Annotated in this window: 20 protein-coding genes and 1 pseudogene; 5 read left to right on the forward strand and 16 right to left on the reverse strand. The window is 37.8% G+C overall.

Annotated elements, in window-relative coordinates:
- Nucleotides 1–249 precede the first annotated feature (249 nt).
- Nucleotides 250–3810, forward strand: coding sequence for a CheR family methyltransferase (locus ACFX4N_RS03070; RefSeq protein ID WP_192100429.1), 3561 nt, complete (start codon nt 250–252; stop codon nt 3808–3810).
- On the opposite strand, the gene ACFX4N_RS03075 is transcribed toward ACFX4N_RS03070, so the two are convergent.
- The 3 genes from ACFX4N_RS03075 to ACFX4N_RS03085 are packed head-to-tail and all read right to left on the reverse strand — an operon-like array spanning nt 3807 to nt 7659.
- Nucleotides 3807–4427 (reverse strand): hypothetical protein, encoded by a 621-nt coding sequence (locus ACFX4N_RS03075; RefSeq protein ID WP_057273153.1) that lies wholly within the window; start codon nt 4425–4427, stop codon nt 3807–3809. The genes ACFX4N_RS03070 and ACFX4N_RS03075 overlap by 4 nt on opposite strands.
- Entirely contained in the window at nt 4424–5131 is a 708-nt protein-coding gene (locus ACFX4N_RS03080; protein WP_340643110.1) for a cobalamin B12-binding domain-containing protein, read from the reverse strand. Before ACFX4N_RS03080 ends, ACFX4N_RS03075 begins: the two co-directional genes overlap by 4 nt.
- A complete protein-coding gene (locus ACFX4N_RS03085) occupies nt 5125–7659 on the reverse strand; it encodes an AAA domain-containing protein (protein WP_377260828.1) in 2535 nt (844 codons plus the stop codon). The genes ACFX4N_RS03080 and ACFX4N_RS03085 overlap by 7 nt, the downstream gene beginning before the upstream one ends.
- 301 nt (nt 7660–7960) lie before the next feature.
- Here ACFX4N_RS03085 and ACFX4N_RS03090 point away from each other — a divergent pair, with 301 nt between their 5' ends.
- Nucleotides 7961–8974 carry a LysM peptidoglycan-binding and 3D domain-containing protein gene (locus ACFX4N_RS03090; RefSeq protein ID WP_057273150.1) on the forward strand — a complete coding sequence of 338 codons (1014 nt, stop codon included), beginning with the start codon at nt 7961–7963 and terminating at the stop codon, nt 8972–8974.
- Nucleotides 8975–8994: 20 nt separating this feature from the next.
- On the opposite strand, the gene ACFX4N_RS03095 is transcribed toward ACFX4N_RS03090, so the two are convergent.
- The 4 genes from ACFX4N_RS03095 to ACFX4N_RS03110 form a co-directional block, all read right to left on the reverse strand.
- The gene (locus ACFX4N_RS03095; protein ID WP_057273149.1) at nt 8995–9471 is read right to left on the reverse strand and encodes a GNAT family N-acetyltransferase; all 477 of its coding nucleotides are present in this window, start codon (nt 9469–9471) and stop codon (nt 8995–8997) included.
- 2 nt (nt 9472–9473) lie between these two features.
- Complete coding sequence (locus ACFX4N_RS03100) at nt 9474–9680, reverse strand: zinc ribbon domain-containing protein (RefSeq protein ID WP_016764047.1); 207 nt, start codon at nt 9678–9680, stop codon at nt 9474–9476.
- A gap of 165 nt (nt 9681–9845) precedes the next feature.
- Entirely contained in the window at nt 9846–10667 is an 822-nt protein-coding gene (locus ACFX4N_RS03105) for an MBL fold metallo-hydrolase (RefSeq protein ID WP_057273147.1), read from the reverse strand.
- A gap of 291 nt (nt 10668–10958) precedes the next feature.
- Entirely contained in the window at nt 10959–11168 is a 210-nt protein-coding gene (locus ACFX4N_RS03110; RefSeq protein WP_013056977.1) for a cold-shock protein, read from the reverse strand.
- A 144-nt stretch (nt 11169–11312) separates the two neighbouring features.
- Here ACFX4N_RS03110 and ACFX4N_RS03115 point away from each other — a divergent pair, with 144 nt between their 5' ends.
- Nucleotides 11313–11762 carry a MarR family winged helix-turn-helix transcriptional regulator gene (locus tag ACFX4N_RS03115; RefSeq protein WP_013083086.1) on the forward strand — a complete coding sequence of 150 codons (450 nt, stop codon included), beginning with the start codon at nt 11313–11315 and terminating at the stop codon, nt 11760–11762.
- 62 nt (nt 11763–11824) lie between these two features.
- On the opposite strand, the gene ACFX4N_RS03120 is transcribed toward ACFX4N_RS03115, so the two are convergent.
- The gene (locus ACFX4N_RS03120) at nt 11825–12244 is read right to left on the reverse strand and encodes an organic hydroperoxide resistance protein (RefSeq protein ID WP_013056975.1); all 420 of its coding nucleotides are present in this window, start codon (nt 12242–12244) and stop codon (nt 11825–11827) included.
- Nucleotides 12245–12400: 156 nt separating this feature from the next.
- Nucleotides 12401–13609 carry a DNA polymerase IV gene (locus ACFX4N_RS03125; protein ID WP_057273146.1) on the reverse strand — a complete coding sequence of 403 codons (1209 nt, stop codon included), beginning with the start codon at nt 13607–13609 and terminating at the stop codon, nt 12401–12403.
- Between the two features lie 164 nt (nt 13610–13773).
- On the opposite strand from ACFX4N_RS03125, the gene ACFX4N_RS03130 reads away from it, so the two are divergent.
- A complete protein-coding gene (locus ACFX4N_RS03130; RefSeq protein ID WP_192100433.1) occupies nt 13774–14352 on the forward strand; it encodes a VTT domain-containing protein in 579 nt (192 codons plus the stop codon).
- A gap of 47 nt (nt 14353–14399) precedes the next feature.
- Here ACFX4N_RS03130 and ACFX4N_RS03135 read toward each other — a convergent pair whose 3' ends face one another.
- The 4 genes and pseudogenes from ACFX4N_RS03135 to ACFX4N_RS03150 form a co-directional block, all read right to left on the reverse strand.
- Nucleotides 14400–14879, reverse strand: coding sequence for an RNA polymerase sigma factor (locus ACFX4N_RS03135; RefSeq protein WP_028413409.1), 480 nt, complete (start codon nt 14877–14879; stop codon nt 14400–14402).
- Nucleotides 14880–14895: 16 nt separating this feature from the next.
- Nucleotides 14896–16905 carry a DUF6449 domain-containing protein gene (locus tag ACFX4N_RS03140; RefSeq protein ID WP_377260832.1) on the reverse strand — a complete coding sequence of 670 codons (2010 nt, stop codon included), beginning with the start codon at nt 16903–16905 and terminating at the stop codon, nt 14896–14898.
- Nucleotides 16880–17778, reverse strand: a pseudogene (locus ACFX4N_RS03145) (ABC transporter ATP-binding protein). Before ACFX4N_RS03145 ends, ACFX4N_RS03140 begins: the two are co-directional and overlap by 26 nt.
- Complete coding sequence (locus ACFX4N_RS03150; protein ID WP_013056969.1) at nt 17771–18160, reverse strand: GntR family transcriptional regulator; 390 nt, start codon at nt 18158–18160, stop codon at nt 17771–17773. Before ACFX4N_RS03150 ends, ACFX4N_RS03145 begins: the two are co-directional and overlap by 8 nt.
- A 344-nt stretch (nt 18161–18504) precedes the next feature.
- Between ACFX4N_RS03150 and ACFX4N_RS03155 the strand changes: the two genes are divergently transcribed.
- Nucleotides 18505–19377, forward strand: coding sequence for a selenium metabolism-associated LysR family transcriptional regulator (locus ACFX4N_RS03155; RefSeq protein WP_013083080.1), 873 nt, complete (start codon nt 18505–18507; stop codon nt 19375–19377).
- A gap of 69 nt (nt 19378–19446) precedes the next feature.
- Here the strand turns inward: ACFX4N_RS03155 and ACFX4N_RS03160 are convergent, their stop codons facing one another.
- The 3 genes from ACFX4N_RS03160 to ACFX4N_RS03170 all read right to left on the reverse strand — a co-directional run bounded on the left by ACFX4N_RS03160 (nt 19447) and on the right by ACFX4N_RS03170 (nt 23468).
- Entirely contained in the window at nt 19447–20646 is a 1200-nt protein-coding gene (locus ACFX4N_RS03160) for an MFS transporter (protein ID WP_098546827.1), read from the reverse strand.
- Between the two features lie 232 nt (nt 20647–20878).
- Nucleotides 20879–21256, reverse strand: coding sequence for a PH domain-containing protein (locus ACFX4N_RS03165; protein ID WP_013056966.1), 378 nt, complete (start codon nt 21254–21256; stop codon nt 20879–20881).
- Between the two features lie 64 nt (nt 21257–21320).
- A complete protein-coding gene (locus tag ACFX4N_RS03170; RefSeq protein ID WP_057273142.1) occupies nt 21321–23468 on the reverse strand; it encodes a YhgE/Pip domain-containing protein in 2148 nt (715 codons plus the stop codon).
- Nucleotides 23469–23476 lie beyond the last annotated feature (8 nt).

A 23476-nucleotide genomic window follows, 5' to 3' on the forward strand; every position in this document is an offset into this window, starting at 1 on the left:
CGTTTATATAAAGAAAATCGGGGCATACTGTATAGTTTGGACTCTTAAATTTTTTTGCAAAAAATAGAGGAATTTTGAAAACGTTATTTGAACAATATAATAGGTTTGCTAAAATGAACCTATGTACCAGCATCTTGGTTTTTTTAAAAAAATTTACTTTTGATGTAAACCACGCTGTGCTGTCGACATTAAAATAAACAAAACGACATACAATCTAGGAAGTGTCTAAACATTATTGGAGGTTCTATTATGAAGAACAACTCGTTTTCTACAGTTCCATCGTCTTCAGAAGGAATAGAGAAACAGGATTTACACGTTGTGGGAATTGGCGCTTCTGCCGGAGGGTTAGAAGCTATTGAGCAGTTTTTCGCTAATATGCCTTCACCAAATGGAATGGCGTTTATTATTGTGCAGCACCTTTCCTCTAAATATAAAAGTTTTATGCCAGAACTTTTAGCAAAAAAAACAGGAATGAATATCAAACTGACACAAGACGGGATGACTTTACAAGAAGACACAATTTATTTAAATCCTCCCCATCATTATGTGACCGTTGTTGATCATACTCTTCGCCTTCGTCCTTATGAAGAAAATGATCAGGTAAAGTATCCGATTGACGCCTTTTTTCATTCTCTGGCTGCTGCAAAAAAACACCGGTGCACAGCCATTATTTTATCCGGAAAAGGAAATGATGGAACAGGAGGAGCAAAAACGATACGAGAGTATGGCGGAACTGTACTTGTACAAGATGAAAGCACAGCAAAGTACAGAGATATGCCCCTAAGCGCTATTGATGCACACCTTGCTGATTATATTCTTTCTCCTGCTGATATGCCTGACCTTGTGCAAACGCATGTCAGCCAAACTGAATTTACATATAATGAAGAAACGCTGCAATACATTTATTCATTAATAAAGAAGAAAACAGGCATCGACTTCTCTATGTACAAAAAAAACACGGTGCTGCGACGACTTGAAAAGAGAATGGCTTTACTCGATCCGCCCTCTCAAACGATGGAAGAATACCGGGACTATTTATGTAAAGAAGCCGAAGAAATCGTCGAACTGCAGCGAGACTTGCTGATTGGAGTGACACAATTTCTTAGAGATAAAGAAGCATTCTCTATTATTGAAGAACAAGTCATCCCTCAATTAGTTGAAAGAAAGATTCATAGTCAAGAAGATGAAATCCGCATCTGGGTAGCAGGTTGTTCTACTGGTCAAGAAGCATATACATTAGCTATTTTGCTTCATGACTATTTATCAACAATCAACCGTTATTTCGATGTCCGAATCTTTGCTACGGACATCGATCGTCATGCAATCAAAAGAGCTAGTCAAGGTATTTATGAAGAAGCGGAAGTTCATTCCTTCTCAGCAGCTCAGATTAATGAATATTTTGAGCAAACAAAACACGGGAGTTATCAAGTTAAAAAAACAATCCGCAAAATGATTGTTTTTGCCCCCCATAATATAGGAAAAGACTCGCCTTTTGTAAACGTTGATTTAATTAGCTGTCGAAATATGATGATTTACTTCCAAGCTGAACTGCAGCAGCGCATTCTGTCTCTTTTTCATTTTTCTTTGACAGAAGAAGGCGTACTTTTTTTAGGCCCTAGCGAAACAACGGGAAACTTGTCTGATTTGTTCCGCCCTATCAACAGTAAGTGGAAAATATTTAAGCGTTCCGGACAGCCCAGCCGACAAATTACGGGAGCTTTTAATCTTTCAAAATCCAACTTGCATGAAGGTGATTTTTCTAGCGTGCCGCTGCCAAGTCAACTTTATAAGCCTCTTCCTTCGCTTAAATTAGATGAGATGTATCAGTCAATGATTGATCACTTTATGAGCCCTTGTCTCGTATTAAATGAATACAACGAAGTGATATTTTGTTCAAAAGAAGCGACTCAGCTTATTAACGTTCCTGTAGGGAAAATTAATTATACAATTTTCAAAATGGTTCCTGTTCACGTCTCTTTAGCCATTGGAGCAGCTATTAAACGCGTAAAAGAGCAAGGTATGAGCGTATGCTGTCAGCACATTGAGTTTGTCATAAACAACGTGCAGCGCCGCTTTAATATTACGATATCTGCTCTTCCAACAAATCACTCTCTTTACTTACTTATGTTTGATGAACAGACAGATAGTGCCATTATTGATAAGGGAGAGCCCATGTTTCTTAATCAAACAAGCTCTATTAGTGAGCTTGTAGTAGATTTAGAGCAAGAGCTTCATTATACGCAGCAGCATTTGCAAACGACGATTGAAGAGCTAGAAACAGCAAATGAGGAGCTAAAGTCCACGAACGAAGAACTGATTGCTTCCAACGAAGAGCTGCAGTCGACAAATGAAGAATTGCAGTCTGTTAATGAAGAGTTAATTAGTGTTAACAACCAGTACGAGCGAAAGATTGAAGAATTAACGGACTTAAACAACGATATCGATAATTTATTAATCAGCACAACTATTGCTACCATCTTTTTAGACGAGCAGCTGAATATTAAATTATTTACGCCGGAAACGAAAACAGTGATCAACGTTCTTCATCAAGATATCGGAAGACCTTTCTTTCATATTTCGCATAACTTTAGATATGACCATCTAATCGAGGACGCAATGCACGTTTTAAGAACAAATAACACCCTTCAAAAAGAAATTCAAAGCTACGATAACCAATGGTACAGCATGAAAATGATGCCTTATCGTACAAATGAGAATTTAATTAACGGTGTAGTTATTACGTTTATTAATATTACAGAAATTAAACGGTCAAATGAAGAATTGGCTATTACATCATTTGCAGTTGCTCACAGTCCTACGGGCATTTTTATTACCGATCATCAAGGTAAAATTAAGTACATTAATCAAAAGTTCATGGAACAAAAGCATGCGCCGCAGGAAGTATTTGGTTTACACCTTTATGACTTATATACAAAAAAGCTGGGGGTTAAAAGATTCCCTAAGATTTGGAATGAAGTATACAGAGGAGAAAAATGGAACGGAGAAATTTCCTACGTTCAAGAAGGCGGAGAAACCGTTTGGGAACAGTTAGCCTTAATGCCTGTTAAAAATGATCAGGATGAAATCATCCATTACATTGGGTTAAGCGAAGACATTTCACAGCGCAAACAGTCGGAAATGATGCTCAAAAATTCAGAGATGCTGTCAGCACTTGGACAGCTGGCTGCTGGCATTGCCCATGAAATACGAAACCCTCTTACATCATTAAAGGGCTTTTTACAGCTTATGATGCAAGAAGAAACGCATAAAAAAGAATATATGGATGTCATGATGTCCGAGTTTAACCGCTTAGAACTGATCATTAGCGAACTGCTCATTCTAGCCAAACCCGAAGTCGTAAAATATGAAAATAAACAGATAAATTTAATTCTTCAAGACGTATGTACGCTGCTGCATACACAGGCCATTCTTAAAAACATTACTATTTCAACAGATTTTGAAGAAAAATTACCTGTTGTTCATTGTATTGAAAAAGATATGAAACAAGTATTTATCAACATGGTGAAAAATTCTATTGAAGCGATGGATGACCCCGGGTCTATTCTGGTGGTATCTAAATTTGATCCAGATACAAATCAAGTAGTCGTCCAAGTGATAGATAAAGGAAAAGGCATGCCGAAAGATCGATTAACACGAATTAGCGAGCCTTTCTATACAACAAAGGAAAAAGGAACAGGATTAGGATTGATGGTGAGTCACAAAATCATTAGTAATCATAAAGGAAGCATTTCGTATGATAGTGAAGAAGGAAAAGGAACAACGGTAGAAATCCGATTGCCACTTTCTTAATGTACTTTGTTCTTCTGCCTTAAACATTCAAGCTCCTGATTAATTACATCTTGGATGTCAAACAAATGTGTAGAGACCAATTCAATATATTCTCCTTTTCCTGCTTCAATTACGTCGGAGCGGATAATACTTAGGAGGTCTTGAATGGTTAGCACATTTGTTTTCATTTCTCGAAAATGACGCTGAAGATCAACTAGCTGCATTTTTTTCGCCGTTTCTACATCTGTTTCCCTGACTGAAAAATCTTGGTTCACTTGTGATGAGTCTTGCATAAGCATAGAGCGAAACTGTTGAAGAGTTGATTGAACACTCGTCATATGCTCATGAATAGGATAGCAGAAAACAGCGTGCAGCGAATGATAGGCTTCAGGCTTAAAATGAAAATCAAAAAGAGCAACCGGGTTAGAAAACGTGCGCATATTTACTTCGATTTGCACTTCTTCCTTTCCCTGGAGTGCTCTTTTTACTTTTTCTTGGCTGTCTTCATCAACTAGATCTAAAAATTTCTGAACAGGCGGGAAATTTTTCGTGACGCTTGGTGTAAATTCAATTATTTCGTTGTCTTTATTGAGTAAAAACATTGGAACCGGAATGTGTTGAATCGGCAAACTGATCATATTTCTTCCCCCATTGCTAACATTTTATCTTGCGTCGAACTTTCTTTATTGTTGATTAGAAGCCAGTCTTTAAAAGCTTGAATATGATTAATGAATATGGTTCTTGAAGATCCTGAAGCCGACAAATCGTGCTTGTTGAGAAGCCTGCTGCCCACTAATACAAGAGGACTTTGCGGCATGTTTTCAATCTCAGCAATGTATTTTTGTAAATCAGGCAGCAAATGCACTTGTGAGACAGATAAGCACACTACATCAGGGTCCCATCTTTCAATGCTTTTTAGAGCAAACGGCAGCGGCAAGTTTGCTCCTAAATTTTTAACTTCCCATCCCTGTTCTTTCATAAGTCCTGCAATCATTTTAATACCTAAGTAATGCTCTTCTCCTTCAATGCAAAAAAGAAGTGCTCGATGGCGCTGAAGCAATTGATGCTGTGATAGCTGAAAGCGAGTTAACACATAGTCACAGGTTGCAGTAGCCAGATGCTCGTCCGCGACTGAAATTTTATTTTCTTGCCACCTTTTCCCTATCTCGTACATTGCTTCTGTCAGAAACGTGTATACGTCAGTTGAAGAATGGCCTTCTTCTATATATATAGCAATGAGCAGCCAGCTTTTTTGAACGTTTCCTTCTAGCAAACAATCAGCTAAAGCCGCTATATTACGAGAATAAACGATAAGATCACGCCCTTTTCCTAAAGTTACAATAAATCTCTAGGCAAAACTTCCTTTTTGCACGATGGACAACATGCGTAGACGCCTTTATTTTCATCATACTCTACGTTCATTGGCTGCTTGCATGCTTTACATACAGCATGTACGTAGTTTAAATATTTTTCCACTAATAAACGTGTTGCCCCACTTGTTTTCCCGCAATAATAGCAAATAAACCTTACTTTTCCTTTTTTTGTTATCTCTACTTCTCGCATATGCTGACAAGATTCACAGCGATCCCAGCTGCGAAGGTAATTGTTCAAAGAATATTGTGGTTTATTTGTTTCTATATACATTTTCGTTTCTTGATTTCTTGTTTTATCTTCGGTAAAGTCAATTGACCGAATAAGCTGTTTAGCGCCTAGCTTTGATTCAATTCTAGCTGCCATAAATGCTTCATTCTTTCCGCCATAAGGCATATTGATCCATATAGTGGATTCATCGATGATAAGCAGTGACATCGGAACAGCAGATGAAATGACATGAGCACCGTCAATTCGAACTTCTGTTGGTTCACGAGTAAGAACGGTCACTTCACCTTTAAACGAATTTAACACATCCCGTATTTCTTGAGGAACAAGGGAAGCATAAGGAATACACAACAAAATCTGCTGCCGAGCTTGATATAAGTCTTTTTTTAACTGATTGCTGTTCGATGGATGGTACCAAATCAATTTAGGATGCTGAATGACTTCTTTTAAAAACTGCTGAGGTTGGTATACTTTTTGATTTTCGTTAAAGTGGTTGACCAACTTCCATAACGCTCGCTCCTTTGGTACACGCTGCTGGGCAAACGACTCGTCTGAAAGCATAATAAATTTTCCTTTTGAACGCGTCACCGCCACATTTACCAATCGATCGCTATTTTCATTTGTTAAAAGTAACCCTGGTTTTGACTGCGGCTTTGTATCGACCGTATCAAAAATCATGATATCTCGTTCCGCGCCTTGAAGTTTGTGTACGGTTGCTGCAATTATACCGCTAGCTGGTTCAATATCTTGAAGAAATGCGTTGATCAATTTAGCTTGGGACTTATAAGGAGTTACATAGCCAAGAGTAGCTGAAGAAGCTTTGCGTGCCCTCAGCATCAAACTTACCGCCAAAACAGCCGTTATCACATTGTAACGTGAGCCGGAAGCGACATCTCGCATAGCGGAAGAATGCAAATGACCAATGTTAAGCATAAACGCTGCTTCATGAGCAAACGGCCGGCTGCCTGCTACCACTTCTCGACTTGTTGTGACAGATGGATGATCTGCTACTCGATTGCTGTAAATATAGCGATTTGTAAAAGCTGAGATATCTTTATGCATTCTTCTTTGCTTCGTCAGCATAAAAAGATGCGGGTGTATCTCACCGCTTTCTACTTGCTCTACAAGACCCGTCTGCTCAAATAAATCTCGCTGCAGCCACTTCTTCACTTCAGCATGAGAAGATTGAGATACCGGGGGAAGCTGTTTAAAATCGCCGCATACGACAATTCGTTTTCCTAACGTAGCTGCAAAAGCAATTTGCGGTGCATATGCCATGCTAATTTCATCTACCACAACCATATCAAATTCACTTTGATAAAGTAATCGGTCAATAGCCGCTTTTGATAAAGTAGTACCTACAATATACGCTTGATCAAAAACATTTTTCTCCGCTTCAATCCACTTGTTACGAAGGGCGTTTAGCTTTTTGTTAACTTGCTGAAGCTGGTGAGCTCTATTGGGATACCTGCTTAAGGAAACTCGTTCTTCTTGTAGATCACGCATCTCCTGAGCTAAATCCGGATCATCTTCTCCAATGACTTCTTCTACTTTTATATTTTCTAAGCCGCTGCTTTTTGTTGCTCCGTATCGAATGAGTTTTCCTTTTTTCCAAGCTTCTTTCTTTTTTAACTGACGCGCAGTTTCTTGCAGCAAACCGTCCACCGCTGCATTACTGTGAGATAATAAAAGGATCCGCTTTGATTTCCGGTAATAGCTTGCCGCGATTTTGGATAGCGTATATGTTTTTCCAGTTCCAGGAGGACCCCAAATATACGTAGTACGGTTATAACGCGCTCGCAGCAACACTTCATGAAGAGCGTTCTTAGACATATACTCCTTATGACGAACAGGACTATCACCTCTCATAAGACGTTTGATTCTTACTATTTTTTGCTTGTAATCTTTTGCTTCCGTGAGTCTATCAATGAGAGCCTGCAATAATTCCCATGGTTCGTTATATATATCGAGTTCGTCTACTTCTTGTCCAATAAATGCATCTATTTTAAGGTACAAATCAAATCCTTCTGTTCCGATAACTTCTCCTTTACTTTCTTTATGCTGGTGGACAAGGCGTACCTGAGCTCCATCAAAAAGGTATAAATCGGCTGTGCGTTCAAACCGGTAAAGATACGCATCCTCCTGCTGCCCTAAGTACTCTCCTTTTCCTACCGTATACTTTTCTCCGCCGTGTTTCTTCATATAATTAATCTCAATTGAAAGTGCGCGCACCCATGCTTTTAAATATGAAGAGATAGAGCGTTTTTCCATAGATGTCTAACTCCCTTTTTATCCGTTCATTTCTAACTTGTCTATTCTATCATGTCATTTGAATATAGCATAGCTTCTTTCCTTTTCATTTTTATAAAAGTAGAATACCTTTTTTACTATTCTATCTCTATAGACGTATTAAGACTTTTTTCATCATAATCGTAAAAAAACCGCGTTTTTTCTATATCTTTAGACGTATTGTTACAAACTTGTAATATAAAACCCACCATTTTGTCATGATTTTGTTACATATTGCTGATAGAATAAGAGACAACTATTGGAAATAAAGGAGAAATATTAGATGAAAAAACACATTTTTACATTAGGGGCCACAGCTTTAGTATCAATTGGAATTACAGACGCAGCATCTGCTGACACAGACACGCATAAAGTAAAAGCTGGAGAAACGTTATTCAGCATCTCACAGCAGCATAATGTAACAGTTGAAGACTTAAAAAAGTGGAACGGTCTTTCTTCCACATTAATTTATGCAAACCAAACATTACAAATTGGATCTACATCTACTGACTCTCCATCTAGTTCAACTCCAACTACGACATCTTCAAATCATACATATACAGTAAAATCAGGCGACACGCTTTATCGTATCGCTAAAAACAACGGTACTTCTGTACAGCAGCTAAAAGAGTGGAATAACTTATCTAGTCATTTAATTTATGTGAATCAAGTACTAAAAATAAGCGGAACAGGAACTGTTTCATCATCACCTTCAGCACCTGTACAAGAAAAAACAAACGAAACGCAAGCATCCCCGGCTCCCAGCAACAGTAAAAGTTACAAAGTTCAGCCTGGAGATACAATGTGGAGCGTAGCACAGCGCCACGGCATTTCAATTTCTCAATTAAAACAATGGAATAACTTATCGTCTAATACGATTTACATTAATCAAGTGCTACAAGTAGGCGGACAAGCTGCAGCTCAGGCGAAACCATCAACACCGTCAACTTCAGCACCGTCAACTTCAACGCCGGCACCTGCTCCAGCGCAAGAAAGCAAGTCGGTTTCAAAAGAGATTACGGTTGAAGCAACAGCTTATACTGCTTACTGTGCGGGCTGCAGTGGAATCACTGCTACAGGCATCGACCTAAGGTCAAATCCTAATCGAAAAGTAATTGCAGTGGATCCTCGCGTGATTCCATTAGGTTCTCGCGTATACGTAGAAGGTTACGGAGAAGCAATTGCTGGAGATACTGGTGGTGCCATTAAAGGTACTCGCGTTGATTTATTTATGGCATCTCAAAGCTCAGCTTTAAATTGGGGACGCAAAACGGTAAAACTTCAAATTTTAGATTAATCACTAAAAGCAGAAGCGTGTTAGTCGCTTCTGCTTTTTAATTTTTTTTCAAACATAATCATATCGATAGCTTGCAAGCCATTCTCGTAAATGGGTGGAACGTACTGCAAAAAGAAATTCTTTTTGACACAACTTTGATAAAAGCCTGCCTTTTTATAAAATGCTATGTTTTCAAGGCTGGAGTCCGCTGTTCCTACAATCATTTTAGAATATTGGTTACGTTCATACAGTACTTCTAACTTTTTAATGACTTTGCTGCCGATTCCTTTTCCTCTGTATGCTTCTTTTAAACCAATATTCTTTACTTCTACTGCCGATTCCTCTTCATCGGTGAGGCACTGCACAACTCCTATCTCCTTCTTTTCATACACAATGGTAAATAAGGAACCTTCATTTATATACGACTTCACTACTTTTTCGTCTTCATCCCCTATTAATAGCAGGTTTAAATAGGAAGCGCGCCGGTCTTTATCAATTTCAATAAGGTCGATACTCATTTTCATCCTCCAAAAAATAAGTCAATAATATTGCTGCCTCTTGAAGATGATTTATTATATAGCTCTGAATACCCGCAGCTCGTGCAATATACCACCGTAAATTGATTGTGCTGAACGTCTAAGTATCTAGACAGCCCCGTTCCCGTTGTAGCAATTTCTTTTGTTTTTGCTTCTGTATGTCCGCATTTTACACAACCGTTTTTCCCCATTGTCATACTCCTTTATAAATAAAATAATTTCTTATTTATATAAACGGACAGAAAAGGAAAAAGTTTCATTTAATTGATAAATAAAGGAAAGTAAGAAACCGCATCTCCAACAGAAGATGCGGTTTCTTACTTTTAATATCGACGGGATGACTGTACACTCGATTTCTATAACAGCAATTCTCTTTTCATAATTTCAACGTTTTTCTGATGACATTGTGCCGTGAAATCAGATGGAAATGCCAATTTGTCGTTTAGCTTATCAAGCGCTTCTTTATTGTTTTCTTTCACTGCAGCTTGCAGTTCGTCTAAATAAAAGCTGGCCATCTCCACTCGTCTTTGAATTTCAGCTCGGTGATGTGTCGTTTTCCCGTGCCCAGGAACTAGCGTTAGATTTTGGTGCTTAGCTAAAATGTGTCGCGCAGTGGCAAGCGTGTCGCGGTAATCATTTACACTTTCATATATGTAAGGATATTCAAAATCCGATAAATAATCCCCTGCGATCCATATCGAATCATCGACAATCATAAATAGGCCATCGTTTGTATGACCTTTTGCAAAATAACAGGTAATGGATGTTTCACCTAAAGTAATATGCTGTTCATTTTCGGTTACAACAATATCTAACTCTGGGAATATAATATCATGAGATCTTTTTATATAATAGTCATGATCAAACTGCTTAATCATTTGAACTTTTTCTTCTTTGTCCGGATGATGTTCTAAAAATTTGCTGCCGATAAAGGTAGCATTTAATTCTAAGAAAGCGCCATATCCAATGACGTGATCAAAATCTCCATGAGTAAAAAATACATACAGGTTGCGATGATTTAAGATCTCTTGAACATGCTGTTTAATTTCATTAATTTCGTGAGGAAGCCATGTTGGATCAACAACAATGACACAGTCTTTTGTTTCAATCACTGCAGATGTTGTTTGAAATAGCGCGCTTTCAAAAACCGTCATTTGCTCCGTTTTATATTGAATCATGAGAACAGCTCCTTATTTTTTCTATCACCTTTATTATAGCGGAAATAGGAAGATAAGGGCGCGTATGACGGTTTATAAAACGAAACTATGCAAGATGTGATAAAATGCGGAACCAGCCAAACAATGAAATCCAAATAGGAATACTAAATAAGGTTCCCCATAATAAACCTTTCAAAAAGTTCCCTTGATTCATTCTGATATTCCTCACCTTCATAGGATGTTGGTTCTTAGTCTAGCGCAGCTTAATGAAATTTTAGTGAAAAATAAAAAAAGAAGCAGTTGCTTCTTTTTTTATTTATTATAAAATTGATGATCGTACTTAATTTTCGGCAGCTCGCGTACTTCCTGCGACATTTCTGTTCCGCACATCGGACAGTTATAATCAACCGTAACAAAATCTTCTCTCATCCACCCATTACATGATTCAGATTGACACGCATATACAGTCGTATCCATCATTTGATCTACTTCTTCTTCTACGGCTTTTTTTGCAAAATACATGTGCACAGCTCCCTTTTTTTCTTAGTATATGTAAAATTCCCATTTTTTATTTACAGCTTGATCACTTTTTCATCCGGCGTTATTGGACACCACTATTTAATTGTGTATAATTAAATAAAAAGTAATAGACTGGAGGCAACATGAATGGAACAACTTTATAAGCAGCTGCAGCTAGAAAATCAACTTTGTTTCTCAATTTACGCCACGTCTCGGGAGATTACAAAGGTGTACAAGCCGCTGCTCGATAAATTAGGAGTAACCTATCCTCAGTATTTAGCCCTTCTTGTTTTATGGGAACACGAAACACTCAGCGTGAAAAAAATGGGCGAACTTCTGTATTTGGATTCAGGCACCCTTACCCCTATGCTAAAAAGAATGCAGGATCAAGAATTAGTGATTCGTCAGCGCTCTCATGAAGATGAACGCGTTGTTTTTATTAGTTTAACCGAAAAAGGAAAAAAATTACGTGATAAAGCTTGTCATATTCCAGAAGAAGTTTTTAGCATGACAAATAAGTCACAGGGAGAATTAGAAAAGCTGAAAGAAACGCTGCAGGAGTTATTGCAATCACTGCATACGTACAATCAAAAATAGACCATATAAAATTGCACATAAAAAAACGCCTGGATTTAAGAAAAATCCAGGCGTTTTTTTATTTACTCAGCCGTTGTATTTAACGTTACGTTAACATTTCCACGCGTTGCTTTAGAATACGGGCAGAATTGATGTGCATCTTCTACTAGCTTCTCAGCTACTTCTTGTGAAACGCCTTTAATATGAGCGTTTAACACCACTCCAATTTTAAAGCCATCATCAGTGTGGTCTTTTAGTAGACTTACCTCTGCAGTAATAGACGAATCAATGTCTTTTTTTTGTTTCTTAGCAATTAAATTTAAAGCACCGTCAAAACAAGCAGAATATCCTGCTGCAAACAGCTGCTCGGGATTTGTTCCTTCTTCTTTGTTATTTGGAGAAGGATTTACAAGGGTTAAATCAATAATACCATCATCTGATTTAACTCGACCATCTCGGCCTCCTACCGCTGTTGCTTTAGATGTAAATAGTACGTCTGACATAAGATCACCTCATAGATTATTTTATGTAATTTCATTGCAGACAATCAAAAAAGTCGCAATCAAATTCATTTTGTAATCACTTTGATTACCGTGATAGTAATGTACTTCCCCTTCTATAATGAGTGTAAACCTATTATTTTATACAAAAAAAGAGAGTTACCTCTCTTTTTTTCCTCTTTGTTTTTTTAAACCGCTTTGAATAATGTTATCTCCATATTTTTCACGCAAACTTTCGACCGCTTTGTATAAAGGCTCTTTTTTTGCTTGCTCTCCATATGTAAACAAATCTAACTGTTCTTCTTCCTGAACATGGTGGCTCACTTGAAGAGCAGCTACGCCTAATAAACGAATCGGTTCTCCGTTCCAATGCTTTTGAAATAATACCGCACTGTAATGAAAAAGATCATTTGGCTCGCTAATTGCTTTTGAAATAGTTTGGCTTCGAGTAATGGTTTTAAAATCACTGTATCGTATCGTTAGTTGAATCGTTTTGCTTACAACTTTTTTCGCTTTCATACGAGAGCTTACAGAATGCGATAGTTTATTTAAAATAGGGAGAACTTCATGTTCATCTACTGCATTTTGAGATAGCGTCGTAGAGTTTCCAATAGATTTAAACTGTGTTTGGCGATCAGGGTTCACCTGTCGATCATCTTGGCCCCATGCTCGTTCTTTCATAACTTCTCCTTTTATTCCGAGAGTTTGTTTAAGAAGACCGGGAGCGGCTTTTGCTAGATCACCGATGGTCACGATCTTAATCGCATTTAGCTTCTCAGCTGTTTTTTTACCGATTCCGTGCATTTCCTCTACGGCTTTTGGCCAAAGAACTGTTTGGACATCTCTTTTTCGAAGGATGGTAATCCCTAAAGGTTTTTGCATATCACTTGCCGTTTTGGCTAAAAATTTATTCGGCGCGATTCCAATTGACACAGGAATTTGCAGCGTCTGTATTAAATGCTGCTGAATGGACTTTGCTATGTCAAGAGGAGAGCCTAATTCAGCACAGTTTGTAATATCCAAATAGCCTTCATCAATTGAAGCGGGCTCTAAAAGAGGTGAAATGGTTACCAAATAATCAAACATGTTTTTGGACATTTGGCGATATAATGGAAAATTAGGTTTTATAACAACCAGCTCGGGGCATTTTCTTTTCGCTTCCCAAAGAGGCATAGGCGCATATACTCCGCGTTTACGAGCAATATAGTTACAGGTTACAACAATTCCTCTTCGTTCCTTTGGATTGCCAGCAATAGCAAGAGGCTTATCTTTGAGCGTATGATCATGTGCGGTTTCAACAGATGCATAAAAAGCATTGGCATCAATATGAAGAATAACTTTGCCGTTTTTAGGGTACATCATTTTCATACTATCACCTCTTTCTGTATAATTAATCCCCGAAAGAAGAACGTACATTCTTATTTATTATAACTCTTTTTTCCTAAATTGTGCGCACCTATACTTTATTTTTATTTTGAGCGAACACTGTGTGTCACTCTCTCGTATTCTAATGAAGAAAGGAGGAAGAAAACGTGATTGATCAGCTTATCGGAGCCATTAACCAATTAGGCTACGGATATTTCTTTTTTATCATTTTAGTCGGAGCCAACCTTACTCCTATTCCTGACCCAGTATATATTATGCTTGCAGGCAGCCAGGCTACGTCTCCATCCGTTCAGTATATTCCAGCTTTTATACTTACCTACAGCGGCATGATGATTAGCTTGTATCTTAAGTTTTTGATAGCCAGTCTTTTTTCAGCTCAGGCGCTTGCGCTATTAAAACGCCCGCGATGGGAAAAGAATGTCATGAAAGTTGAGCGAACGATTCAAGAATATGGATCTCACGCTATCATCGCAAGCTACTTTTTACCAGGAATGCGACATGTGATGCCTTTTTTTCTCGGGGCAAGCGGAATGAAGCATTGTCATTACATTAAAGTCTCATTTTCTTTTGGTTTCATTTGGACGCTGACTTTATTTATTTTCGGTTCCTTTTTTAATACGACATCTTCTTATACTGATGTGATTGAGATCACTTTAGCTTTTTGTGCGATCAGTTTGATTATCTATGCTGTCCAAAGAAGAAAAATACGAAAAAAACAGCAGTAGTTTGTGTAAAAAGTGCTTTTTCACAAACTGCTGCTGTTTCATTTATATTAAATGACTTCATTATATCCCTTTACAAAGTATTTGCGCGCGCGGTAAAGAGCTGATTTTAACGTAGTCATCTGCATATTTAATAACTCGGCAATTTCTTCATATTTAAACCCTAATCCGTATTTTAATAGAAGCAAATTGCGATACTTAGGATTCAATTGATTTAAAATCGCCTGACATTCAGCCGCTTCTTCATTTCTGAGCACCTGCTGAATAGGCGTATACATAACGGGTTCTTCTTTGTAAGAAGACGTATAGCGGTCTTTCACTATTTTACGCCTTCCTAAATCACACCGTTTATTTAATGCGACGCGAAACATCCAAGCTTTTATTTTTTCAGGATCGACCATTTCTTGTTTTTCTAAATATTTTAATGCTACTTCTTGCGTAATATCTTCGGCGTCTTGTCTATTCACACCATTTTTTAATAAATAAGCCAGCACCTGATTTAAATAATCTTGCAATTCCTCGCCGCACATAATAAGTTCTCCCTTGTTATTTTAGTTTTTCTTTTAGTTCGATTGGCAGTTCATTTTCATTCAACATATAAATCTGAGGAGTATCTACTTGATCTTTGTAATAAAAAGCAACAAGATAATCTCCTGTATCTCGTAAGTTCGCATGTTGAAGAAGTGTTTCTACCTGCTGATTGTTTTTTACTTTAATTGCTTTCTCATCCTTCGTTAGAGATGTAAAATCTTCTTGAAGACGATAGTCGTTTTTTAGATGAGAAGAATTTTTAAAGACTTCGGTTTTTTCTATGTCCTTTGGCATAAGGCGAGCACGTTCATATAAATGCTCTTTCTTCAGCCATGCTTCTACTTCGCTATAAGACTTATCCCAAGATGCAGTTTGTACGTACTGTCCTTTTCCATCCATAAACTCAATTGAAGCCCAGCTTTCTTTTGTGCTGTACATTTCATCAAACGTTTCGTTCATCATCGACTGTTTGACTACGTGTATAAGTTCTTGTACTTTATCTGGATTTGTAATATTGATTGAATTTGACTTTCCTGAAACAGAAAAACTCACGCTTTTAATTTTATTCGTGTTTTTTGTTCGTAAAAGCGGATGGAAATTTTCTTTGTATTCTTTTGTTTCTGCAATTTCTTTATAAAAAGCTTTATAGTCTGAAAATGGAATAAAGTATTCTCGGACCATTTGTTTTCCATTTTTTAATTTATAAGCAAATACAGCCATTTTCCCGTTTCTGCTTTCTATTTCACTTTGTTTATCAGGATCCAGCTTCTTATCTTTAGATGCTGTAATTTGTTTTTGCAGCTGACGAACACTCTGAATCGTTTCTTTACTTGTATAATAATATGGAGCTTCATAATAGCCATTCATTCCATTTGCATAGTTTTCAGGTTTATCAGTCAATGGATGTATATCTTCATCGAAATATACACTTTCAATCTCCGAAGCTGCTGGCACTTTAGTAGAATAGCCGAACACATCTAGATGAATGATAAAGCCAACGATAGCTGCAGCTATAACAAAGCCTAGATACCCTTTCCATTTCGTAAAGATACGCCACGTTTTATTTAAAATGATTTGAGCAACTGTATAGCCTATTAATGAACCAATAATATAGCCCACGATCATCCATGAAAATTCACCTTTCATGCTAATAAAGTAAAATCCGCCTAACATGAGTGAACAAGCGGTTACTCCGTATACGAATACCGGTTTTAACCAGCTAACTGAAATGGTTTGCGTAGCAGCTTCTACTTTTCTTTTTTGGTAGGTGATTAAAGCAATGATGTAAAATAAGACAATGAGTCCAATATAAACAAATGCACTAGTAGAAAAGCTTTTATGAGCTACCACTTGCGCTACGTGTGAAAACGGAACAAGGCTGTCAACATTTTTGTTCACGTAATAGTCATACGCATAGCCGTACCAGTAAAACTTTACATTGGATATAGCTAAATAAGAGATTCCGCCGGGTAGAAGAAATAGAACATATAAAAAGATTCCTTGGAGGACAGACATTCCGGTGAACATTCCCGCTAAAACAGTTCCGGTCAGTACAAATAAGTTAATTAAAATACTGTAACCGACCCAGCTTAGAACATCTCTTGTTGTATAAACATCCTCAACGGTTAAAACTCCTTTAACGGCAAAAGTAACGACTCCCGTAATTAAAATAGGAACAACTAAAACCAACGCGCCCAGAAGCATATTTTGATGAAACAGCGTAGAACGCTTAATTGGTAAACTATGAATATAGTCAGCCGCAATCTTCGTTTGTATATATCTAAATAGGAAAATACCAAGTAACACTGGTACAACAAACATAAACACAAATTCCAGCCCATCCAATACGTTAAATAACGTATCTGGTTTCTCTATATAAGGCTCTACCTTTCCTGTGAAAGTGAAAATTAGTTGTAAAGGCAAAGCGAACAGCAGTACTAACAAGTAGACAAGCCCAATCCATCCCACGTTTCTCATGGATTGAATCCACATGCCGCGGTTAAACGATGATGTTTTCGATTGCATAACCCACATCCCCCATTTCATAAATAAATATTTCTTCCAGCGTAAGTGGCAAGATGTCAAAAATTAAAGGCTTATACGATCGAACTTTGTTGACTAAATGATTTTCTTTTCCTCGAACAATACAAAGCAAGACGCTTCCTCGTTTTTCTTGATATAAAATGTCTAGCGTGTCATAAAGCGCTAGCGGCACATCTCCTTCAAATGCAACTTGAATTTTGTGCACGTCTGATTTTAAATCATCCAGCTCTTTTTCAATTAATAATTGACCGTGATGCAAAATGCCTACATGATCACAAAGATCTTCCACTTCTCGCAAGTTATGTGATGAAATTAAGATCGTCATTTCCCGTTCTGCCACATCTTGAACAAGAAGGTTTTTAATTTTTTGACGCATTACCGCATCTAACCCATCGAGCGGCTCATCTAAGATAAGTACATCAGGCATAGCAGACAGCGCTAACCAAAAACCTACTTGACGCTGCATTCCCTTGGACATTCTGTGTACCTTTTTATGTAATTGAATTGGGAAAGCTTCTTTTAATTTTTGAAACCGCTCTTCGTTCCAAGTTGATAGACACTTCTATAAAAAGACGCTAATTGCTTAATCGTTGTTTGAGGGAAAAAATAAAGAGAATCTGGCATAAAAATAAGACGTTCTTTTAAGCCAACGTTTTCAAATACTTCCTCGCCGTCTATTGCGATTTTCCCGTGATCCTGCTTGTAAATACCTGCAATGATTTTTAATAGCGTTGTTTTCCCTGCCCCGTTGGAGCCAAGGAGTCCGTAAATAGATCCTTTTTTTATAGAAAGCGTGACGTCTCTTAGAGCTTCCATTTCTTCAAACTCTTTTTTTATCGCCTTCAGTTCAATCACTATCGCTTCCTCCTTTTACTGCTTTTTCAGCCTGTGAAATAAGTGATAGAATTTCATCTTTATCCATCCCTAAATACATAGCTTCTGCCAACAGCCTTACTAATTCTTCTTTCATCTTTTTCACCTTCTCGTTATTTAGTGTATCAACTTGAGGCGTTACAAAACTTCCTTTGCCTGGAACTGAATAAATATAATTCTGATGTTCTAGTTCCCGATACGCTTTTTGAATTGTATTTGGATTAATCGTTAATTCTTTTGCTAACAGCCGAACAGACGGAAGCTTTTGATCGGCCTTAAAGACTTCATGAATAATAAGCTCTTTCAATTTATCTACTAATTGCTCGTATATCGGCTTGCGACTACGAATATCTAAATCAAACATAGTCTGCCTCCCTTCATCTATCCAAAATCATTATGTGTGTACTAGGTGTATTAACTGTATTACTCATCGTATTACAGTTAATATTATAGTATGTTTTTTGGAAAAAACAAGTACTTTTTTTACTTTTGTTACAAACAGATGACAAAAAAGTGTTTAATAGCTTTATAGATGAAATAGAAATACCTGTAAACAAATTGCGTGTGCTGCCTTCGTTATAAGCTAAAATACTCCTTTAAGTCAGCACCTCGTTTTGTTTTTCTTAACCAAGTGCCTCTAGTTATTACAATAGTAATGTTTTATAATGTTTATAATTAATTTTTTTAATATAAAAGGAGCCATACTCTATGTACTATGATGCGTTAAAGACGTTTGTTTCTGTTGTAGAAGAGCAAAGCTTTACAAAAGCTGCGGAAAAGTTAATGATTTCACAGCCGAGCGTAAGCGTACACATCAAAAATCTTGAAAAAGAATTTCAAACTTCCCTGTTCCTGCGTTCACCTAAAATGTTAAAAATCACACCCAGCGGCGAAATTTTATACGATCGTGCTAAACAAATGATTCAGATATATGAGCATACGAAACGAGATATTTATGAACATCATCACCGTGTCAAAGGAATGCTAACGATTGGCGCCAGTTTCACGATTGGCGAATATATTCTCCCTTCATTTTTAGCAAAGCTTCGTGAACAATATCCTGATATTGATGTAGAAGTGACTATCGGTAATACAAAGGAAATCGCTCAGCTTGTTCGTCATTTCAAAGTAGACGTAGGGCTTATTGAAGGACACACGGAAGAATCCGACTTACATATTCAGTCCTTTATGGACGATGAACTTGCTATCGTTGCGTCAGTGGATCACCCTTTAGCTCAGCTTAAAAAAGTAGAAATTGATGATTTACAAAATCAGCGGTGGGTAGCGCGTGAAAAAGGCTCTGGAACAAGAGAATATTTAGATCACGTTCTAATGTCCAACGGTTTAAAAATGAAAAGCATGCTAACGATCAGCAGCAATCAAGGAATTAAAGAAGCCATTGTTCACGATTTAGGAATGTCTGTGCTGTCGCTTTGCGCTATTAAAGAAGATGTAGAACAAAAGCACCTATCGATTCTCAACGTTAACACCGCTCCTTTTAAGCGCCGTTTCTCTTATATCTATCCTGCTAACAGTGCTCATAAAAAAGTAGCCGAGCTTTTTATTCAGCTTTTAAACTAAAAAAAGACTTTCCACGCTGAGTGGAAAGTCTTTTTAAATCAATAGCCATACATGTCTTTACATTCTTTTTTAGTGAACATGCGTCTGCTGAGCCGGCATTTTTGACAAACGAACAGCTAGGAAAAAGGCTGTTGTAAGAAACACACCAATTAAAGCAATAACACCTTTCCAGCCGTACGCACTCCAGCATAATCCAGCCACTGTCCCGCCAACACTTGATCCTGCATAGTAAAAAAACAAATACAAAGACGAAGCCTGAGCCTTGTCATGAGTGGCTCTTCTTCCCACCCAGCTGCTTGCGATGGAATGACTTCCGAAAAAGCCAAAAGTCAGCAGCAATAGCCCGGTAATTTTTATCCATAAAACTGGATGCAGCGTAACGATGGAACCTATAAGCGTAACAGCAATTGTACATAACAGCACTTTTTTCCGGCCGTATCGATCCGCCAGCGTCCCCATCCAGACCGAGCTGAATACTCCCACAAAAAAAATAACAAAAATAAAACTTACAAGCGTATGATTCCAAGAATACGGAGGAGCGGATAAAGCGTATCCAATATAATTGTATAAAGCTACGTTACTCCCAAGCAGCGCAAAACCAATAGCAAAAAGACAAAGCATCCCTTTATCTTGAAGATGACTGCGAAGAGAGCCGGTAAGCTGACGAAGTTCAAAAGATCGTGAAGTGAAGTTTTGTGAATCTGGCAAGTTCATAAAAAAAACAAAGGTGGCTAATAAACTAATTGCGCTTACAACATCAAGAGCTACGGACCAGTTGAAATATTCCGTGAGCACCCCTGTCATAAGCCTTCCCGCCACGCCTCCAAAGGCGTTGCCGCTTATATAAATCCCCATCGTTTTTCCTAAACTCCCTGGTTCAATTTCTTCTCCTAAGTAAGCCATGGCCACGGAAGGCAGCCCTGCTAAAACGATTCCTTGAATGACGCGAAAGACTAACAGCGTTTCAAAGGTAGAGCTAAATGCTGTCATGATGCATAGCAATGACGCAAAAATTAACGATAGACCCATCAGTTTCTTTCGTCCCCACACTTCTGATAAAGAACCTAAAAAAAGCATACTAACCGCTAGCGTAATGGTTGTTAACGAAAGAGACAAGCTGGCAAACGCCGGGGATATCCCGAATTCTCTAGAAAATTCGGGTAAAATGGCCTGTGTACAATATAAAATCGAAAATGTGTTGAAGCCTGCTGCAAAAAGCGCAACATTTGTTTTGCGAAAAGCTGATGTTCCAATTACGGTATAACTCACAGTTGGTCACTTCCTTTTTTCTCTAAAAAAAGCATATCACGGTTTTTTTATTCTGTATAATTCATTATGTAAATCGTTTTCATGCATTTCAGTAATGAGTGAAGTGAACAAATATGGAAAGACAACAGCCTGCTTATTTTCAAACAGCTGCATACGAGAATGAAGATAGTATCCTCTCTCGTTTTACACAAACATTAAAAAAGTTGAGCCAGTTTTTCATGGCTCAACTTTTTTAATCTAACACATAAGATGCTAATACTTTTTGCACGTCGTAAATGTTTTTATCTTTACGAAATTCTTTTGAAATCGGTGCACTAGAACCCGATACCCAAATATTTAATTCCGCATCTAAATCAAATGTTCCAGCCGTTTCTACGCTAAAATGGGTAATCGTCTTATAAGGAATGGAATGATAATCTGTTTTCTTTCCCGTCACTCCTTGCTTATCAACGATAATTAAGCGTTTCGTCGTAAACACCATTAAATCGCGAATGACTTTATACGCTTGTTCCACTCGCTCGTTGGCAATTAAGATATTTTGTAAGTCTTTTTCAGTTCCTCTTATATCTGCTTCTGATGCATTTCCTAATAGTCCATCTAATATACCCATGCTGATCACTCCTTTATATCTACACTACCGCATTTTGTTCTGTCTGGAAACCCAAAACGTTTTTTTAATGAATTAATTTACTTTCACGCGCTTTTTTTGTTAATTTTGCACTCGTTTTACTAAGAGGCTTATGAAGAAAAATGCCAACGAGCAGCACGCCTAGCCAAATGCAAAGAAGCACCGTAACGTCTTTTCTGACAATATCCGCTAACATGCCTCCTACAACTTCTCTCATCATGCTTATTGCATACGTAAATGGTAAAAATGGATTGATCGCTTGAAAAAAAGCAGGCACGACTTGAATCGGAAATGTACCGCCTGCAGCGGAAAGCTGAAGCACAAGTAAAACAATCGCCATTGCTTTTCCTGCATTGCCAAATATCGCAACAAGCGTATATACAATCGTCATAAATACGAAGCTGCACAGCAAGCCTAAAAAGATAAAAGGTACTTTATCTACGACATACGTTTTGATTAAAAATAAATCCCCTAGCGTCACAATAAAAGCTTGCACGAGAGCAATAGACAAAAACGTTAAAAGTCTTCCGAGATAGACCTCATAGCTTTTGAATCGCTCTTCATCCGCTACTTCTACGCTTAAAATCGAAACTAACAGCAAAGCTCCGACCCACAAGCAAAGCGTTGTATAAAACGGCGACATAGCTGAGCCGTAGTTCGGAATCGGGTAAAGTCTTTCTTCTTTTAAAAGAACCGGCTTAGCAAAAAAGTCACTTTCTTTTTGCACATCATTCTTTAGCAAATTAATAATATCTTCAATATTTTCTTTTTGCTGAAATTCTCGTATTTTATCCGCTATATTGTGCACGTTTTGTTCAATTCGCGGAAAGTCTTTTGCTATTTTCCCAAGCTCCTGTTGTCCAAGCAAAATGCCACTGGCTGTTTTAGACAGGACGTTAGAAACATCCGGCATGCTTTTATTGGCTTCATCAAGCAGTGAGTTTGCGCTTGCCGTTTTATCCTTTCCTTCTTTGATTGCTTGTTCAACAGCAGGCACAATCGTAGAAGAATATGAGTTCGTTAACGCATTTAATCTAGAAACAGCTTGATCGGTGCGAGAGCTGAACCTATCAAGTACGCTTTGATTTGGAACATCCCCATTCTTTGTTTGTTGCTGCAGACTGTTTACATCCGAAAGCTGCTGCTGTAAAAGCGTATTTACATCTTTTACGTCATTAATAACAGGTGAAAGAACTTTTTGTTGAGATAACGCATTTAAATCTGTAAGAAGTGTAAGAATCTCTCCTGTGTCAGCAATTTGTTTTGTTAACTGCCCTTTTAGCTGTTCCGCTGCTGCGCTGACTTCAGCCGGTTTTATATCTTTTTCCATCAGCTGATTCTTCAATTCTTGAACCCGGAGAGCTCGTTGCTGAACCCGATGCAGCGTTTCGTTGATCGTTGGCTCAGCGTTTTTTAAAACTTCATCGCTTTTAGTTAAAAAAGTGTTTAGCTGCTGAGTCATCTGTGCGCCGTCAGCTGTTAATCTCTCTACTTCAGGAAGAGCAGCCTGGGCTTTTGATACAATAGCTCCAGCTTTTTGAGTGGTGTCATTCGCTTCATTAATTACTTTTTTGATTTCAGGAAGACGATTTTCAAGTTCAAAAATCCGTTGTTCAACTTGTTGAATGGTCGGCAAATCCCGCTGCAGTGTAATACCTAGTTCGTTAAACACTGAAAAAATGGCTCCATTCGCTGTTTTGACGAATTTTTCACTGATCTGTTGTGTTAAGCTGCTGGCCCCTTTGCTTGTAATTTTAGGCGCCACTGCGTTTATTTTTTCGTTCACTTTGTAAATAATGACCGGTTTTTCCAAACGATCTTGAAGAACGGTACCAAGCTTTTGTGAAAAATCTTTTGGAATAACAATACTTGCATAATAGTCACCGTGCTTTACTCCGTGATCAGCTTTTTCTTTGGAGACAAACGTCCATCCAAGCGTTTTATTTTTTTTTAACGTTGCAATAATATCTTTTCCCACATTTACGTGCTGCCCTCTTATCGTAGAACCTTCATCTTCGCTCGTTACTGCAATGGCAATACCTTCAGTCCGCCCGTATGGGTCCCAAGATGCTTTTATATTAAACCATGCGTAAAAAGACGGCAGAATCATAAGCGTCAGCACAATGATAATCATCGCCCAATTGGTGAAAATTCTTTGTAAATCCCGCGTATAAATATAAACAGTATTTTTCATATGTCCCA

It is taken from the genome of Priestia sp. YIM B13551 (assembly GCF_042787905.1).
Classification (GTDB): Bacteria; Bacillota; Bacilli; order Bacillales; family Bacillaceae_H; genus Priestia.

What these genes read in the sequence shown, in the direction of transcription:
- ACFX4N_RS03110 (WP_013056977.1), bottom strand. Translation starts at nt 11,168, where the DNA reads ATGTATTTTGCAAAAAAAGCCGTAGAAGAAGAAGTAGATCAAATGATG.
- ACFX4N_RS03115 (WP_013083086.1), top strand. Translation starts at nt 11,313, where the DNA reads ATGGAACAACTTTATAAGCAGCTGCAGCTAGAAAATCAACTTTGTTTC.
- ACFX4N_RS03105 (WP_057273147.1), bottom strand. Translation starts at nt 10,667, where the DNA reads ATGATTCAATATAAAACGGAGCAAATGACGGTTTTTGAAAGCGCGCTA.
- ACFX4N_RS03100 (WP_016764047.1), bottom strand. Translation starts at nt 9,680, where the DNA reads ATGGGGAAAAACGGTTGTGTAAAATGCGGACATACAGAAGCAAAAACA.
- ACFX4N_RS03125 (WP_057273146.1), bottom strand. Translation starts at nt 13,609, where the DNA reads ATGAAAATGATGTACCCTAAAAACGGCAAAGTTATTCTTCATATTGAT.
- ACFX4N_RS03095 (WP_057273149.1), bottom strand. Translation starts at nt 9,471, where the DNA reads ATGAGTATCGACCTTATTGAAATTGATAAAGACCGGCGCGCTTCCTAT.
- ACFX4N_RS03140 (WP_377260832.1), bottom strand. Translation starts at nt 16,905, where the DNA reads ATGCAATCGAAAACATCATCGTTTAACCGCGGCATGTGGATTCAATCC.
- ACFX4N_RS03090 (WP_057273150.1), top strand. Translation starts at nt 7,961, where the DNA reads ATGAAAAAACACATTTTTACATTAGGGGCCACAGCTTTAGTATCAATT.
- ACFX4N_RS03070 (WP_192100429.1), top strand. Translation starts at nt 250, where the DNA reads ATGAAGAACAACTCGTTTTCTACAGTTCCATCGTCTTCAGAAGGAATA.
- ACFX4N_RS03085 (WP_377260828.1), bottom strand. Translation starts at nt 7,659, where the DNA reads ATGGAAAAACGCTCTATCTCTTCATATTTAAAAGCATGGGTGCGCGCA.
- ACFX4N_RS03165 (WP_013056966.1), bottom strand. Translation starts at nt 21,256, where the DNA reads ATGGGTATATTAGATGGACTATTAGGAAATGCATCAGAAGCAGATATA.
- ACFX4N_RS03075 (WP_057273153.1), bottom strand. Translation starts at nt 4,427, where the DNA reads ATGATCAGTTTGCCGATTCAACACATTCCGGTTCCAATGTTTTTACTC.
- ACFX4N_RS03170 (WP_057273142.1), bottom strand. Translation starts at nt 23,468, where the DNA reads ATGAAAAATACTGTTTATATTTATACGCGGGATTTACAAAGAATTTTC.
- ACFX4N_RS03120 (WP_013056975.1), bottom strand. Translation starts at nt 12,244, where the DNA reads ATGTCAGACGTACTATTTACATCTAAAGCAACAGCGGTAGGAGGCCGA.
- ACFX4N_RS03155 (WP_013083080.1), top strand. Translation starts at nt 18,505, where the DNA reads ATGTACTATGATGCGTTAAAGACGTTTGTTTCTGTTGTAGAAGAGCAA.
- ACFX4N_RS03135 (WP_028413409.1), bottom strand. Translation starts at nt 14,879, where the DNA reads ATGTGCGGCGAGGAATTGCAAGATTATTTAAATCAGGTGCTGGCTTAT.
- ACFX4N_RS03150 (WP_013056969.1), bottom strand. Translation starts at nt 18,160, where the DNA reads ATGTTTGATTTAGATATTCGTAGTCGCAAGCCGATATACGAGCAATTA.